The following is a 16,222-nucleotide window of genomic DNA, read 5'->3' on the forward strand; positions in this document are numbered from 1 at the left end:
ATTTAATGTCTTCCGGCGGCACCATGTCGCCGTTTTGTGACGCCGGGCTCAGTCCGGCGCGATGTAACATGCTGCGCTCAAACCCGATCGCCCCGCCCCGCGGGCCTTCAGAAGGATCATGATGTCCTCGCACCGGTTCACCTCTGCCGCCGCCGCGCTCGTCTCCCTCCTGGCGTTCACGGCCGGCGCTTCGGCGCAAACGACGTTCGCCTCCGACCCCCCGGCCAGCTTCACCCTGCCCAACGGCCTGCAGGTCGTCGTCATCCAGGATCACCGCACGCCGGTGGTGACGCAGATGATCTGGTACAAGGTCGGCTCCGCCGACGAGACGCCCGGCAAATCGGGGCTGGCGCATTTCCTCGAGCACCTGATGTTCAAGGGCACCGAGGCGCATCCCGCCGGCGAGTTCTCCAAAACCGTGCTGAAGATCGGCGGCAACGAGAACGCCTTCACCTCGGTCGACTACACCGGCTACTTCCAGCGCGTGCCGCGCGACCAGTTGCCGAAGATGATGGAGTTCGAGGCCGACCGCATGACCGGCCTGGTTCTCAAAGATGAGAACGTGCTGCCCGAGCGCGACGTCGTGCTCGAGGAGTACAACATGCGCGTCGCCAACTCGCCGGAGGCCCGCCTCAACGAGCAGATCATGGCGGCGCTCTACGTCAACCATCCCTATGGCCGTCCCGTCATCGGCTGGAGACCGGAGATCGAGAAGCTCAGCCGCGAGGACGCGCTGGCGTTCTATCGCCGTTTTTACGCGCCCAACAACGCGATCCTGGTGATCGCCGGCGACACCGACGCCAAGGAAGTCCGCCCGCTGGTCGAGCAGACCTTTGCCAAGGTTCCCTCGCAGCCCGATATCCCCGCGCGTCGCCTGCGGCCGCAGGAGCCCGAGCCGATCGCGCCGCGCACCGTCACTCTGGCCGATCCGCATGTCGAGCAGCCCTCGATGCGCCGTTTCTATCTGGTGCCCTCGGCGACCACGGCCGCGCCTGGTGAATCCGCCGCGCTCGACGTGCTGGCGCAGCTGATGGGCAGCGGCAGCAACTCCTATCTCTACCGCGCGCTCGTCGTCGACAAGCCGCTCGCGGTCAATGCCAGTGCGTCCTATCAGGGGACCTCGCTCGACCCGAGCCAGTTCTCGGTCGCGGTCGCGCCGCGGCCGGGCGTCGATTTCGCCCAGGTCGAGGCCGTCGTCGACGGCGTCATCGCCGAGATCGCCCAGAACCCGGTGCGATCAGAGGATCTCGAGCGCGTGAAGACGCAGCTGATCGCGGAAGCGATCTACGCCAACGACAACCAGGCGACGATGGCGCGCTGGTATGGCGGCGGCCTCACCACCGGATTGAGCATCGAGGATATCAGAAGCTGGCCCGACCGCATCCGCGCCGTGACAGCCGAGCAAGTCCGCGCCGCCGCGCAGAAATGGCTCGACAAGAAGCGCTCGGTCACGGGCTATCTGATCAAGGACAATGCGGCCAAGCGCGAGGAGAAGCGGTCGTGATGAGCACAATCACCTTCGCCCGCCGCCTCGCCTGCGTTCTCAGCGTCGCCGCCGCGGCGCTGACGCTCGCCCCGGCCGCCCATGCCGCGACCAAGATCCAGCGGCTGGTATCGCCCGGCGGCATCGAGGCCTGGTTCGTGCAGGACGCCACCGTGCCCCTGATCGCGATGGAATACGCCTTCGAAGGCGGCGCCTCGCAGGACCCCGCGGGCAAGCCCGGCGTCGGAAATCTCGTCGCCGACCTGCTCGACGAGGGCTCCGGAGATCTCGATTCCAAGACCTTCCATGAGCGGCTCGACCGCCGCGCCATCGAGCTCTCCTTCCAGGTGTCGCGCGATCAGTTCCGCGGCTCCTTGCGCATGCTGCGCGACACCAAAGACGAGGCGTTCGATCTGCTGCGCACCGCGCTGACCTCGCCGCATTTCGACAGCACCGACGTCGAGCGCATCCGCTCGCAGGTGATATCGGGCCTGCGCCGCGAGACGACGAATCCGAGCTCGCTGGCGGGACGCAAGTTCCTCGAGCTGGCCTTCCCCAACCACCCCTATGGCCGTCCAGCCAACGGCACGTTGGAGACCGTGCCGACCATCACCGTCGACGACCTCAAATCCTATGTCGGCCGCGTGCTCGCCAAGGACACGCTGAAGGTCGCCGTCGTCGGTGACGTCGATCCGGCCACGCTCGGCAAGCTCCTGGACCAGACCTTCGGCGCGCTGCCGGCCAAGGCCCAGCTGACGCCGGTTCCCGACATCGTCGCCACCAAGCCGCCGCAGCGCGTGCTCGTGCCGCTCGACGTGCCGCAGACCGTGATCACCTTCGGCGGCCCCGGCATCCGCCGTCACGACCCCAACTTCATGGCCGCCTACGTCGTCAACCACATCCTTGGCGGCGGCGGCCTGTCGTCACGGCTGTACAAGGAGGTCCGCGAGAAGCGCGGCCTCGCCTACTCCGTCTATGACGCGCTGCTGTGGATGGACCATTCGGCGCTGTTCATCGGCAACACCGCGACCCGCTTCGACCGCGCCGGCGAGACCATCGCCGCCGTCGAGCAGGAGATCCGCCGCATCGCCGAGGAAGGCCCGACCCAGCAGGAGCTCGACGAAGCCAAATCCTACATCAACGGCTCGCAGATGCTGGCGCTCGACACCTCCTCCAAGCTGGCGCAGGCGATGCTGCAATACCAGCTCGACAAGATGCCGATCGACTACATCGAGAAGCGCAGCGAGATCGTCAACGCCGTGACGCTGGACGACGCGAAGAAGGCGGCCAAGCAGCTCTGGAGCCAGGGCCTGCTGACGGCCGTCGTCGGCCGCACCCCGCAGGCCGCGGCGGAGCCGGGGCAGGCACCGGCCACGGCACCGACGACGAAGACGAACTGAGGAAGCAGCGTCGCTGCTTCTGTTTAACGAGACGCAAAGCTCCTAGCGAGTTCGTCATGCCCGGGCTTGTCCCGGGCATTTTGCGTATCGATCCACGGCTGACCACCGCCGCCGCCACAGAAATGGTGTCGTCCCGGCCTTGAGCCGGGACCCATACTCCGCGGCGGACGTGATGGCGGCAGGTGCCAACGAGCGGCGTGCCTCAAACCCCTTCCTGGGGGTATGGGTCCCGGCTCAAGGCCGGGACGACAGCGGAGGGTGGGATCAAGGCTTCTGCTAAAAATAATCACCTTGCTATTTTTCGGAATTAGTGATTACCTCCCCCCATCCCGCCTCACCGCAGAGGGGCGCAGCGCGCGATCGTCACGACACGCGAGGTGGGGAAGCGATGGCCGCGAGAGATCGCAGCGTGTCTTCGGATGCGCGGACGAACGATCGCTCGCGGACGTGAAGTCGCAGCGTCCTGACACCCCGAAGCTGGTGTCTCGTTCGCAACGGCGCTGACGCGCCGTCGCGGACCATGGTGGCCAACGAGCCGGGCACCAGGGAGACTGCGTATAAGCGTTCCACCCATCGCGCGGGGAATGCCGGGATGCCTCGGCTGAACCTGTGGTACCTGCCGCCTGCATTCTTTTCGCAGGCGGGCCATGGGTGCGGCCAGCACCCGGCATTCCCCGCGCCCTCTGCACGCTTCGCGAGGGCTGTGACGATGCAAGGCTCGGGCAGGAGATGCCGCGAGAGCGCGAAGCTGTGCCCGAAGCTGCCCTTGGCCTCACCGGGTCCTCGGCTCACCGTGTCCTTGGCTCATCTGTCAGCTGTTTGAACCGTGAAGTTCGCCATCCCCACCGCCGTCGTCCCGGACAAGCCACGACGCGCGGAGCGCGACGTGGCGCCGATCCCGGACCCATACGCCGCAGCAGATGTGAGACGCGAAATGCCCATGGCCGGCGTGCCCCAAACGACTCCCTGGGGTATGGATCCCGGCGTTCGCCGGGATGACGGCGGAGATCTTGGTGACGGTCCGGGGCCGACCGCGGGAGCCTATCCCCCCGCGCACCCCGCCGCTAAACCCGCTATGGTGCACGCCACATCCGACTCACCTGGTGCCCCATGCTGCGGATCTCCCGCGACCTTGCCATCGACGAGAACGACATCGAGATCTCGTTCGTCCGCGCCTCCGGGCCCGGCGGCCAGAACGTCAACAAGCTGTCGACCTCGGCGCAGCTGCGCTTCGACACCAGCCGCATCACGCTGCCGGAGGATGCCGCCGCACGGCTGGCGCGCCTTGCCGGCCAGCGCATGACCAAGACCGGCGTCATCGTCATCCAGGCCGAACGCTTCCGCACCCAGGAGCGCAACAAGGCCGATGCGATCGAGCGGCTCGTCACGCTGCTGCGCGAAGCCATGGTGCGGCCGAAGGTGCGGCGTCCGACCAAGCCGACATTCGGCTCCAAGCAGCGCCGCCTCGAAGGCAAGAAAATTCGCAGCGACGTGAAAGCGGGACGCGGCGCGCGTCGTTTCGACGATTAGTTCGTCGGCCGCGCACCTCGCCCCATCCCGTCATTCCGCGCAATCGTCAACGCGCCAGCGTTAGCGATTGAACCCAGACTCTCGATATAGTTGGAAATAAAGGCAAGCCAAGCTCGGGATTGCGGTTCAAGGCCTTTCGGCCTTGCCCCGGAACGACGGGGATTGTGGCACAAGAGATCGATCCTCATCACGCCGCCTGCACCACATCACACAACCATTCATATGACGATGAGTCCGCAATGCTGACGCAGCTTTCGCGCTGCAAACATCTGCGCCCGCTTTGTTCTCGCTGAAACAGCCGGCTACTACCACGCCGCATCGGCTGCGACCTACTCTCATCAAAAATGCGAGCGAGGAACGATGTCGGGACGGCGTGCGGCGCAATATGCGCTTCTTCTCTGCGGATCAATTGCAAGCGCTGCGTTTTGCAGCACGATCGCCTCAGCGCAGATGGCACTGCCCGCCCCCAAGCCCGTCGATGGCGCGACTCTCTTCAAGCAGCAATGCGGCGTCTGCCACACGCTGAGCAGCGCCGAGCCGCTGCGGCAGGGACCGCCGCTGTCAAAGGTCGTCGGCCGCCGCGCCGGCTCGGTCGAAGGCTTCCACTATTCGGCCGGCTTCGCCAAGGCCGACTTCACCTGGGACGAGACCAAGCTCGACGCCTGGCTGACCAATCCGCAAGAATTGATCCCCGGCGCCGTGATGGCCTATCGCCAGGCCAAGCCCGACGTGCGCGCCGCGATCATCAACTACCTGAAGGACAATTGAGATGGCCAAGCCCGTGCACTCCATGATCCGCGTCTTCGATGAGGCCAAGGCGCTCGACTTCTACAAGCGCGCCTTTGGCCTGGAGATCGCCGACAATCTCCGCTTCGACGGCTTTGCGCTGATCTATCTGCGCCATCCCTCCTCGCCATTCGAGGTCGAGCTCACGGTCAACTTCGATCGCAAGGAGCCTTACACGCTGGGCGACGGCTACGGCCATCTCGCGGTCGTGGTCGATGACCTCGACGCCGAGCACGCCCGCTTCGAGCGCGAGAACCTGGCGCCGGGCCCGCTGCGCGACTTCAAGCACAATGGCGCGACACTCGCCCGCTTCTTCTTCGTCAGCGACCCCGACGGCTACAAGATCGAGGTGATCCAGCGCGGCGGCCGCTTCGGCTGACGAGCAGACTATGAGAGTCATAAACAAAAATCACACGGAGGAAACTGCCATGAGAGAAGTCGATCGCCGCAACAAATACGACCGCCGCGTCTTTCTCAAGGGCGCGGCCGCGACCGTGCCGGCCGCCGCCGTTGCCTCTGCGACCGGCGTCGGCGTCACCGAGGCCTGGGCCGAGGATGCGAAGGCGTTGACGCCGGCGACGCTGAAGACCCTGGTGAAGGTCGCACGCGACATCTATCCGCACGACTTCCTCGCCGACCGCTACTACATCGTCGCGGTCAAGCCGTGGGACGAGAAAGCCGCCGCGGATGCCGCCGTCAAGGCGATGATCACGGACGGCGTGGCCAGGCTCGATCAGGACGCGAAGGACCGCCACAAGGTGCCGTACGCACAGGTGCCGTGGGAGACCGACCGCGTCACGCTGCTGCAGGGCATCGAGCAGACCACATTCTTCAAGACGCTGCGCGGCGACCTCGTGGTGTCGCTCTACAATCAGAAGGAGCTCTGGCCGAAGTTCGGTTACGAGGGCTCGTCCGCCGAGCATGGCGGCTACATCAACCGTGGCTTCTCCGACATCGACTGGCTGCCCAAAGCCTGACGCCGGCGAACAACAAAGAGAACACGGAGGAAACCACAATGGCAAAATTCGATCTGAACGATTCGAGCGTGGTCGTGATCGTGGGCTCGGGCGCCGGCGGCGGCACCCTGGGCAACGAGCTCGCACAGAAGGGCATCAAGGTCGTGATCCTCGAGGCCGGCGGCCGCTACGAGATCCCTGACTTCATCAACGACGAATGGGAGAGCTTCACCCAGCTCGCCTGGACCGACATGCGCACCACGTCCGGCTCCTGGCGCGTCGCCAAGGACTTCGCCAATCTGCCGGCCTGGATCGTGAAGGCCGTCGGCGGCTCGACGGTGCACTGGGCCGGCGCCTCGCTGCGCTTCGAGGAGCACGAGTTCAAGGCGCGCACCACCTATGGCGGCGTGCCCGGCACGACCCTGCTCGACTGGCCGGTGACGCTCGCCGAGATGGCGCCTTGGTACGCCAAGGCCGAGTTCAAGATGGGCGTGACCCGCACCAACGACATTCCTGGCCTGCCCGGCAACAACAATTTCAAGGTCCTCGAGGCCGGCGCCAAGCGGCTCGGCTACAAGACCGTGCACACCGGCAACATGGCGATCAATTCGCAGCCGCGCGACGGCCGCGGCTCCTGCCAGCAGATCGGCTTCTGCTTCCAGGGCTGCAAGTCCGGTGCGAAATGGTCGACGCTCTACACCGAGATTCCAAAAGGTGAGGCCACCGGCAATCTCGAGGTCCGCTCGGGCTGCATGGCGATCAAGATCGAGCACGACGCGTCCGGCAAGGTCACGGGCGTGGTCTATGCCGACGCCGACGGCAAGATGCAGCAGCAGAAGGCCCGCATCGTGGCGGTCGCCGGCAACTCGATCGAGAGCCCGCGGCTGCTGCTCAACAGCGCGTCCAGCCTGTTTCCGGATGGGCTTGCGAACTCGTCCGGCCAGGTCGGGCGCAACTACATGCGGCACATGACCGGCAGCGTCTACGCGACATTTGAGAACCCCGTGCACATGTATCGCGGCACCACGATGGCCGGCATCGTCCGCGACGAGGCGGCGTTCAATCCGAAGCGCGGCTTCGTCGGCGGCTATGAGATGGAGACCTTGTCGCTAGGCCTGCCGTTCATGGCCGCGTTCCTCAATCCCGGCGCCTGGGGCCGCAGCTTCACTGCGGCGATGGAGACCTATCCGCGGATGGCCGGCATGTGGCTGGTCGGCGAGGACATGCCGCAGGAGACCAACCGCATCACGCTCGATCCGGTCGCCAAGGACAAGTTCGGCATGCCTGTGGCGTCAGTGCATTTCGACGACCACCCCAACGACCTCGCGATGCGCGCCCACGCCTACAAGCAGGGCTCGGCGATCTACGAGGCCGTCGGCGCCACCGTCACCTATCCGACCACGCCCTATCCCTCGACGCACAATCTCGGCACCAACCGGATGAGCGAGAAGGCGAGGGACGGTGTGGTCAACAAGTTCGGCCAGACGCACGACGTCAAGAACCTGTTCGTGTCGGACGGCAGTCAGTTCACCACGGGCGCGGCGTGCAATCCGACGCTGACGATCGTGGCGCTGGCGATCCGACAAGCCGACTACATCGCGGGCGCGATGCAGAAGAAGGAGATTTGAGCTGCTCAATCGTATGGGGCATCCCCGTCACCGCAACGACGGTCAGCGCCTCCCCCGCTTGCGGGGGAGGCCGTATCGCATCGAAGATGCGATGCGGGTGGGGGAAAGCTCAGCAAAGACCGCTGATGATGAAGCTCATACGGCAAGGACTGCCCGTGGGCCCCCACCCCGCCCTCCCCCGCAAGCGGGGGAGGGAGACAGAGGCGGCCCGGGTGGCTACTCGGCCGCGTCCATGATCGCCGCCGCGGTAAACCCCGGCATCGCGGCGGTTGCCTTCGCACGATAGATCAGACAGGAGCAGCGCAGCAGCGACGCGAAATTCTTCACCTCGCCGTGATGATCGAGAACCTCGGCGTAGAGCGTGGTCACGAACTTGGCGACGCTCATGCCTTCCTTCGCTGCGATCTCCTCGAGCGTGTCCCAGAACGCCAGTTCGAGCCGGATCGACGTGCTATGGCCGCCGATCCGCAAAGAGCGGGTCTGCGATTCATAATCGCGCTGAGGCTGGTGTGCGAACAGACGGCACATGGGCTTCCTCCGGCAGATTGTGATTTTCCTGAAACGATATACTGGCCCCGCCCTCCCCACAATCCCGTTGGAGAACAGCGTATTCGTCTGCCGCACTGCATGAAAAAGGCTATTCTCCGGGCCAACATTGTGGCGTCGCAACGTGGCTCCCCTGCGCTGCGAGGGCTACAACAGCGTACCCGAATCCGACGACAGTCCCGCGCCATGCCCGTCCGCCAGCTTCCCGAACAGGTCATCAACCGCATCGCCGCCGGCGAGGTGGTCGAGCGGCCCGCAAGTGTCGTCAAGGAGCTGGTCGAGAACGCGATCGATGCCGGTGCGAGCCGCATCGACATCTTCACCGATGGCGGCGGCCGGCGCAAAATTGCGATCACCGACGACGGCGGCGGCATGACCGCGGCCGATCTCGCACTCGCCGTCGAACGCCACGCGACCTCGAAGCTCGACGACGAGGACCTCTTGCAGATCCGCACGCTCGGGTTCCGCGGCGAGGCGCTGCCGTCGATCGGCTCGGTGGCGCGGCTGTCGATCACGACGCGGCACAAGAGCGAGCCGCATGCCTGGGGCATCACGGTCGATTGCGGCGACAAGTCACAGATCGTACCGGCCGCACTCAACCAGGGCACCCGCGTCGAAGTGGCCGATCTCTTCCATGCGACGCCGGCGCGGCTGAAGTTCCTCAAAACCGACCGCACCGAGGCGGAGGCGATCCGCGAGGTGGTGCGGCGGCTGGCGATGGCGCGCCCCGACATCGCCTTCACGGTCGCCGGAGAGGAGCGGGCGCCGGTGACCTGGGCCGCCGCTTTGCCCGGCGCGCCGGGGCAACTGACGCGGCTCGGCGACATCCTGGGCACCGACTTCCGCAGCCATGCGATCGCGGTGCGCAGCGAGCGCGACCATGTGGCGGTCGAAGGCTTCGCCGCCGCGCCGGCGCTGACGCGCGCCAATGCGCTCGGGCAGTATCTGTTCGTCAACGGCCGCCCGGTGCGCGACAAATTGATCCTCGGCGCGGTGCGCGCGGCCTATGCCGACTATCTGCCGCGCGACCGGCATCCGGTGGTGGCGCTGTTCGTGACGCTCGATCCGCGCGAGGTCGACGCCAACGTGCATCCTGCCAAGACCGAAGTGCGCTTCCGCAATGCCGGCCTGGTGCGCGCGCTGATCATCCACGCGCTGAAGGAGGGCCTCGCCCGCGAAGGCCGCCGCACCGCCGCCAATGACGGCGGCGCGACCATCGCGGCGTTCCGCCCGGCGTTCACGCCACCGCGGCCGAGCGCGGGACCGATGAACTGGGATTGGCAGCGTTCGCCATCCGCTCCGATCCCGCGCCATGACGACGTGGACTCCATGCCCCCGGCCGTCTCGTCCGCCGCCTTCGCCGAGCCGATGCAGGCCGCGTTCGACGTCGGCGGCCCGCGCGCCGATCTCCGCCTGCACGAGCAGCCGGCCGCGCCCGACATGCTCGACCGCCCGCTCGGCGCCGCGCGCACGCAGATCCACGACACCTACATCGTTTCACAGACGCGCGACGGCCTTGTCATCGTCGATCAGCACGCCGCGCATGAGCGTATCGTCTACGAGCGGCTGAAGACCTCGCTCGCCGCGCATGGCGTGCAGCGGCAGATCCTGTTGATTCCCGATATCGTCGAGCTCGACGAGGCCACCGTCGAGGCACTGCTCGCGCGCACCGATGAACTCGCCGCGTTCGGACTCGCCGTCGAATCCTTCGGCCCCGGCGCGGTAGCCGTGCGCGAGACACCGTCACTGCTCGGCAAGATCAATGCGGCGGGCCTGCTGCGCGACCTCGCCGAGCACATGGAGGAATGGGGCGAGGCGCTGCCGTTGGAGCGCCGTCTGATGCACGTCGCCGCCACCATGGCCTGCCACGGCTCCGTCCGCGCCGGCCGCCGCCTCAAGCCGGAGGAGATGAACGCGCTGCTCCGCGTGATGGAGGAGACGCCCAACTCCGGCCAGTGCAACCACGGCCGCCCGACCTATGTCGAGCTGAAGCTCGCCGACGTCGAGAAGCTGTTCGGGAGGAGATAGCGAAGACGGCCTGGAAATACACTAGGAGGAAAACGACGCCAGCTCCAAATACGGTGTCGTCCCGGGCAAGCCGCAGCGGCGCAACGCGCCGCGGAGGCGCCGACCCGGGACCCATACGCCGCAGCAGATGTGAGGAAAAAGAATGGCGTGGCGAGGCTTGTGCGTCCCAACGCAATCCTGTGGTTATGGGCCCCTGCGTTCGCAGGGGCGACACCGAGCAGGGATCACGAGCGGCGCAAGAACACGAACTCGGTGTCGTCGTAAGCGCGACGCTCAAGCTCCTCGAATCCCTCAGGCGCCTTGAACGCCGCGGCCTTGGACTCCTCCACGACCAGCAGCGCCGATGGCACGAGCCAGCCGCCGTCGCGCAGCGAGAGCAATGCTTTCTCCGCCAGCCCCTTGCCATAGGGCGGATCGAGAAACACCAGCGCAAACGGCTCGACCGGATGTGCCGGACCAAGATCGGTGGCATCGCGGCGATACACCTTGGTGACACCGCCGAGCCCCAGCGCCTCGACATTGTTGCGCAACAGCGCCCGCGCCTCGGCGCCATTGTCTACGAACAGCGTGAACGCCGCGCCGCGCGACACCGCCTCGATGCCGAGCGCTCCGGTGCCGGCAAACAGATCGAGCACGCGCGCGCCCTCGATCGGATCGTCGTAGGCGTGGACGAGGATGTTGAACAGCGCCTCGCGCAGCCGGTCCTGCGTCGGCCTGATATCGCGCGACGCCGGCGACGCGATGTTGCGGCCCTTCAGCCGTCCCCCGACGACCCGCATCACGCGCCTCTGAGTATTTTGGGAGAAGCCGTAGCGGCGCGCGAGCTGCGCTCCCCTTCCCCTTGCGGGGAGGGGTTGGGGGTGGGGGTGCCACGAGCGCGAATCTTTCCTGGGCCACCCCCCTCCCCAGCCCTCCCCCACAAGGGGGGAGGGAGCGGAGAGACCGTCCAAGCGTCGGTGACGAGACCCGTAGCTGACAAGTTCGCAGCCGGCCGCATCGCCCTACTCGTCGTCCCGCGGGCTGATATCGCGCTTGCCGTGATAGCCGCGCTTCGGCCGCCGGGGCGGGCCGGGGAAGCGGGCCTCAGCCTCGTGGCGCTCGCGGGCCTCCTCGCTGCCGGTACGCTGGACCAGCACGCGGCGGCCCTTGCGGTCGGCGACGATCTCGCGCTTCGGCTTGGGCTTCGGATCCGGCAGCGGCTCGCGATTGCTACTGCCCGCCGGACCGAGATCGGCGCCGGACTGCGCGATGACCTTCTCGCCGAGCTGCTCGCGCAGCACCCGCGTCTTGACCTCCTGCACCTCGCCCTCGGGCAGCTCCAGGAGTTGGAATGGGCCGTAGGAGACGCGGATCAGGCGGTTCACCTCGAGGCCGAGATGTGCCAGCACGTTGCGCACCTCGCGGTTCTTGCCTTCGCGGATCGCGACGACCAGCCAGACATTGGCGCCCTGGTCGCGCTCGAGCGTCGCCTCGATCGGCCCGTACTTCACGCCGTCGACCTCGACGCCTGCGGCAAGCTGATCGAGCTGTCCTTGCGTGATCTCGCCATGCGCACGCACGCGATAGCGCCGGGTCCAGCCGGTGTCCGGCAGTTCCAGCACGCGCGCGAGGCCACCATCATTGGTGAGCAGCAGCAGACCCTCGGTGTTGAAGTCGAGCCGGCCGATCGAGATCAGCCGCGGCAGGCCCTCGGGCAGATTGTCGAACACCGTCGGGCGGCCCTCGGGGTCGCTGTGCGTCGTCATCAGCCCGCGCGGCTTGTGGTACAGAAACAGCCGCGTCCGCTCGCGCTCCGGCAGCGGCGCGCCGTCGACTTTGATCTCATCGTTCTCGGTGACGTCGAGCGCCGGCGAATTGATGATCCGGCCGTTCACGCTGACGCGGCCCTGCGTCACCATCTCCTCGGCGTCGCGGCGCGAGGCGAGGCCGGCACGCGCCAGCACCTTGGCGATGCGCTCTCCGGTCTTGCGCGGCTTCGGCGCCTCGTCGGGCACCACACGCTTGCTGCGCTTCTCTGGCTCTGGCTTGCGCGCGCGATACGGACCACGGCCGCCGAACGCCGGGCGCCTGGCAAAGATCTCGCCGTCGTTCTCATTGTCACGGCGCGGCCGGTCGCCGAACTCGCGGCGTTCGCTGCGCGGATGCTCCTGCCAGTCGGTAGGGCCCTCGGGACGACGACGCGGCTTGTTAAAGCCTCGATCGTCGCCGCGATCGCGCGAACGATCGAATTTCGGCCGGTCGAACTTCGGACGATCCTCTCGCGTGCGGTCGGAGCGCGGACGATCATAGCTGCGTCCGCCCTCGCGCGTCGCGCGCGGGCCGCGTTCAGCACGCTCGCCTTCCGCCCCGCGCTTCTGCCAGGGCTTGCTCTCCCCGCGCGGCGGACGATCACCGAACTCCTTGCGCGGTCCACGCGCGCCGCCACCGAACTTGCGCTCGCCGCGATCACCTTCGGCACCGCGCGAGAATTTGCGTTCGCCGCCGAACTTGCGTTCCGGCCGATCGCCTCCGCGCGAAGGCCGGTCTCCGAAGCTGCGCGCCGGCCGGTCGCCGCGATCCCGCGCACCTTCGCCGCGCGGCGTATACGGCCGCTTCTCGCCATCGCGCTCCCGCGGCGCGTAAGGCTTGCGCTCGCCGAACTTGCGCTCCGACGACCGCCCAGCCGGCCGCGCATCGTCGCGATTGCCACGCGGCGTGTACGGACGCTTCTCGCCGCCGCGATCGTCGCGGTCGAACTTCGGCCGATCGCCGCGCGGCTTGAAGGCGCGTTTCTCGCCCTCGCCCGACCGCGCCGCATACGGTCGGTCGCCGCGCGGCCGCTCGTCACGGTTGAAGCGCGGCTTGCCGCCATAGGATTTGCGAGGCGCATCGCCGTCGTCGCGGCGGCGCGGCGCGCGGCCGTCGTCGAACGAGCGCTTGGCGAATTTCTTCTCCGGCCCGCGCGCGGCGCCCGAGCGGCCCGCCTTGGACCCCTTGCCGCCCTCGGACCGCCCCCGTGGGGCGCCGCCGCGGCGGCCGCGGGAATCGTTGTCTTTGTCGGTGGTGCGGGGCATGAAGGTCTCACTTCGGGGGGCAGGACGCTGGGTGATACGCGCGCTTCGGAAGCAGCGCATGTCACGCGAAAATGGGGTCCGGTTGTGCTGAAGGGCGATCCAGTAGCAGACTTGGACGAGCGTGACGAGCCATGAACAGCCCTTCTTTCATGGATTTGGCCCTAAAAGCGGCCGAATCGGCCGCAATTTCCGGCGAGGTGCCGATCGGCTGCGTCGTGGTGCGCGACGGCACAGTGATCGCCGCCGCCGCCAACCGCACCCTGACCGACCGCGACCCGACCGCGCACGCCGAGATCCTGGCGCTGCGCCAGGCCGCCCAGGCGATCGGCAGCGAGCGGCTGATCGATTGCGACCTCTACGTCACGCTGGAGCCGTGCACGATGTGCGCCGGCGCCATCTCCTTCGCCCGTATCCGCCGGCTGTATTACGGGGCGGCCGACTCCAAGGGCGGCGCCGTGGAGTCAGGCGTGCGCTTCTTCGCCGCGCCGACGTGCCATCACGCACCGGAGGTCTATTCGGCGGTCGGCGAGCAGCAGTCGGCGCAAATGCTCAGGGAGTTCTTTAAGGCGCGGCGCTGATGTCACTTGCTCAGCAAGAACTCCCGCAACAGCCGCGCCGTTTCGGCCGGGTTCTCCTCGGTGAGGAAGTGCCCGGAATCGACCGCCACGCCGCGGACGTTGGTCGCCCATCTCTGCCAGGTGTCGAGCGGCGTCGCCGCTGCGCTGGCAATCCCGGCATCGCCCCACAGCGCCAGCATCGGGGTCGTGATCTTCCTGCCGGCCGCGAGATCGGCCTTGTCGATCTCGTAGTCGGCGTAAGCACCGGCCCGATAGTCCTCGCACATCGCATGGATACGGGCGGGATCGCGGAACGGCGCGAGATAGTGCTGCAGCGCGCGGGGGTCGATCGCGTCCAGTGTCTTCGACTTGGTTTGGCTCGCCATCTTTTGCTTGAGGAAGAATTCGCCGGATCCCGCGATCAGTGTTTCCGGCAGCGGCGCCGGCTGGGCCAGGAAGGCCCAATGATAGATCTTCAGCGCGTAGGCGCGGTTCATGCGCTCCCAATAATCGTAGGTCGGCAGGATATCGAGCACGGCGAGCTGCGACAGACGGCCAGGATGGTCGAGCGCGAGGCGATAGGCGACGCGGCCACCGCGGTCGTGGCCGGCCAGCGCAAAGTGGACGTGGCCGAGCTGCTCCATAGCCTCGACGATCGCATGGGCCATTGCGCGCTTGGTATAGGGCGTGTGGTCGGCATCGCTGTCGGGCATGTCCGACCAGCCGTAACCCGGCAGATCGGCGATGATCAACTTGAAGCGATCGGCCAGCGCCGGGGCCACGCGGTGCCACATCACATGCGTCTCGGAAAAGCCGTGCAGCAGGAGCAGCGGCGGACCGTTGCCGCCGACGCGCGCGAAAATCCGCCCCGATGCGGTGTTGATCCATTCGGACGCATAGCCTGGAAACAGATCGGCGAGATCAGACATGTCGGCCTCACGGGCGATGATCGCGCGTCATGCTACCGTCGACCGGCGCGCGGCGCAAAGCGAGATGCGGACCGGCAGTGCGCCGACGCCGCTCATGAACTGCGACTGCACGCGGCGGACGCGCCCTGCCCGTTCGATCCGATCGGTGCGGCGCAGCAGTTCCGCGAACATCGCGCGCATCTGCATCCGCGCGAGTTGCAAACCCATGCAGATGTGAGGCCCGCGGCCGAAGGCGATGTGCGGGTTCGGACTGCGATCAATCCGGAACTCACCGGCATCCGCGAACACGGCTTCATCGCGATTCGCGGAATGGAAGAACAGCGCCAGAGCCTCGCCTTCACGAATGCGCCGGCCGCCGACCTCGGTGTCGCACAGCGCCGTGCGCATGAAGTGACGCACCGGCGTGGTCCAGCGCAACATCTCCTCGATGGCGCTGTCGAGGAGATCGGGCGCGGTGCGCAGCCGCTCGAATTGGTCAGGCGCAGCGAGAAGCGCTTCCAGGCCGCCGGACAAGGCGAACGCCGTCGTGTCATGGCCCGCGGTCACCAGCAGGATGAAAAAGGAGATCAGCTCATAATGCGGCATCGCTCTTCCATGCGGCTCGGCGCGAGCGATCAGCGTGGCGAGATCAGCGCGCGGCTGCGCGCGGCGATCGGCGACGACGGCTTCGAAATAGTCACGCAGCGCCAGCATGGCCATGCGCATGGTGTCGCCGGGCGCCTCGGCCAGACGCCGCTGCGGATCCTCGGCGCCGACGAAGGCTTGTGCGAGGCGCGCCAGCTGCGCGTCGTCCGCTTCCGGCGTTCCGAGCATGTGGCCGATGACCCGGAAGGTGAACGGTACGGCCACGTCGCAGGCGAAATCGCAGACGCTGCCGCGCGCGGCAACGCGATCGATGATCTCGGCGGCCCATCTCGCCAGCCAGGCCTCCATCTCGCGCAGGGCCGGCGGAGCAAAGGCATTCTGAAGAATGGCGCGATAGACGCCGTGATCGGGCGGATCCATCTCGGTCAGGCTTCGCACCAGCTGCGGCTTGCCGGTGACCCTTTGCAGCACGGCTTCCGAGGTCTCGCTGGCGAGATAGGTCCGCGGTCCCGCCGCGAACTGCCCGCTGCGCGTCTCCATGGACACGATATCAGCGTAGCGCGTGACGGCCCAGAACGGCCGCACGCCGGGACGTTCGACCCAAAGCAGCGGCGCGCGCTCGCGCAGCAGCGCGCAGGCGTGCTCCAGCCGGGCGGGGCTGGCGTGACCTCGTGCCGAGATCAGCACGTCGACCGCCCGCGCGACGGCGCCGGACCGATCGATTCTCGACCACCCCGCCGA

14 protein-coding genes are annotated in these 16,222 nt (G+C 67.2%); 9 read left to right on the forward strand and 5 right to left on the reverse strand.

What is annotated here, in order from left to right; genetic code table 11:
• Positions 1 to 121: 121 nt before the first annotated feature.
• The 7 genes from BRADO_RS28240 to BRADO_RS28270 all read left to right on the forward strand — a co-directional run bounded on the left by BRADO_RS28240 (position 122) and on the right by BRADO_RS28270 (position 7,783).
• Positions 122 to 1,504, forward strand: a complete 1,383-nt coding sequence (locus tag BRADO_RS28240) for a pitrilysin family protein (RefSeq protein ID WP_041757783.1) — start codon at positions 122 to 124, stop codon at positions 1,502 to 1,504.
• Positions 1,504 to 2,883, forward strand: coding sequence for a pitrilysin family protein (locus BRADO_RS28245; RefSeq protein WP_012029616.1), 1,380 nt, complete (start codon positions 1,504 to 1,506; stop codon positions 2,881 to 2,883). Before BRADO_RS28240 ends, BRADO_RS28245 begins: the two co-directional genes overlap by 1 nt.
• A gap of 1,110 nt (positions 2,884 to 3,993) precedes the next feature.
• The gene (gene arfB, locus BRADO_RS28250) at positions 3,994 to 4,413 is read left to right on the forward strand and encodes an alternative ribosome rescue aminoacyl-tRNA hydrolase ArfB (protein ID WP_012029617.1); all 420 of its coding nucleotides are present in this window, start codon (positions 3,994 to 3,996) and stop codon (positions 4,411 to 4,413) included.
• Between the two features lie 450 nt (positions 4,414 to 4,863).
• Positions 4,864 to 5,181, forward strand: a complete 318-nt coding sequence (locus BRADO_RS28255; protein ID WP_012029618.1) for a cytochrome c family protein — start codon at positions 4,864 to 4,866, stop codon at positions 5,179 to 5,181.
• Position 5,182: 1 nt separating this feature from the next.
• Positions 5,183 to 5,578, forward strand: a complete 396-nt coding sequence (locus BRADO_RS28260; RefSeq protein WP_012029619.1) for a VOC family protein — start codon at positions 5,183 to 5,185, stop codon at positions 5,576 to 5,578.
• A gap of 49 nt (positions 5,579 to 5,627) precedes the next feature.
• Complete coding sequence (locus BRADO_RS28265) at positions 5,628 to 6,176, forward strand: hypothetical protein (RefSeq protein WP_012029620.1); 549 nt, start codon at positions 5,628 to 5,630, stop codon at positions 6,174 to 6,176.
• 38 nt (positions 6,177 to 6,214) lie between these two features.
• Entirely contained in the window at positions 6,215 to 7,783 is a 1,569-nt protein-coding gene (locus BRADO_RS28270) for a GMC family oxidoreductase (protein ID WP_012029621.1), read from the forward strand.
• Between the two features lie 216 nt (positions 7,784 to 7,999).
• On the opposite strand, the gene BRADO_RS28275 is transcribed toward BRADO_RS28270, so the two are convergent.
• Entirely contained in the window at positions 8,000 to 8,311 is a 312-nt protein-coding gene (locus BRADO_RS28275) for a ribbon-helix-helix domain-containing protein (RefSeq protein WP_012029622.1), read from the reverse strand.
• Positions 8,312 to 8,515: 204 nt separating this feature from the next.
• On the opposite strand from BRADO_RS28275, the gene mutL reads away from it, so the two are divergent.
• Entirely contained in the window at positions 8,516 to 10,357 is a 1,842-nt protein-coding gene (gene mutL, locus BRADO_RS28280) for a DNA mismatch repair endonuclease MutL (RefSeq protein WP_012029623.1), read from the forward strand.
• 224 nt (positions 10,358 to 10,581) lie between these two features.
• Here the strand turns inward: mutL and rsmD are convergent, their stop codons facing one another.
• A complete protein-coding gene (gene rsmD, locus BRADO_RS28285; protein WP_012029624.1) occupies positions 10,582 to 11,136 on the reverse strand; it encodes a 16S rRNA (guanine(966)-N(2))-methyltransferase RsmD in 555 nt (184 codons plus the stop codon).
• Positions 11,137 to 11,358: 222 nt separating this feature from the next.
• A complete protein-coding gene (locus BRADO_RS28290; RefSeq protein ID WP_012029625.1) occupies positions 11,359 to 13,410 on the reverse strand; it encodes a pseudouridine synthase in 2,052 nt (683 codons plus the stop codon).
• 131 nt (positions 13,411 to 13,541) lie between these two features.
• Here BRADO_RS28290 and BRADO_RS28295 point away from each other — a divergent pair, with 131 nt between their 5' ends.
• Positions 13,542 to 13,988: a nucleoside deaminase gene (locus BRADO_RS28295; RefSeq protein WP_012029626.1), complete on the forward strand. Its 447-nt coding sequence runs from the start codon at positions 13,542 to 13,544 to the stop codon at positions 13,986 to 13,988.
• A gap of 2 nt (positions 13,989 to 13,990) precedes the next feature.
• On the opposite strand, the gene BRADO_RS28300 is transcribed toward BRADO_RS28295, so the two are convergent.
• The gene (locus BRADO_RS28300; protein WP_012029627.1) at positions 13,991 to 14,896 is read right to left on the reverse strand and encodes an alpha/beta fold hydrolase; all 906 of its coding nucleotides are present in this window, start codon (positions 14,894 to 14,896) and stop codon (positions 13,991 to 13,993) included.
• A 27-nt stretch (positions 14,897 to 14,923) separates the two neighbouring features.
• Positions 14,924 to 16,168 carry a cytochrome P450 gene (locus tag BRADO_RS28305; RefSeq protein ID WP_244422905.1) on the reverse strand — a complete coding sequence of 415 codons (1,245 nt, stop codon included), beginning with the start codon at positions 16,166 to 16,168 and terminating at the stop codon, positions 14,924 to 14,926.
• Positions 16,169 to 16,222 lie beyond the last annotated feature (54 nt).

The organism is Bradyrhizobium sp. ORS 278, assembly GCF_000026145.1.
Classification (GTDB): Bacteria; Pseudomonadota; Alphaproteobacteria; order Rhizobiales; family Xanthobacteraceae; genus Bradyrhizobium.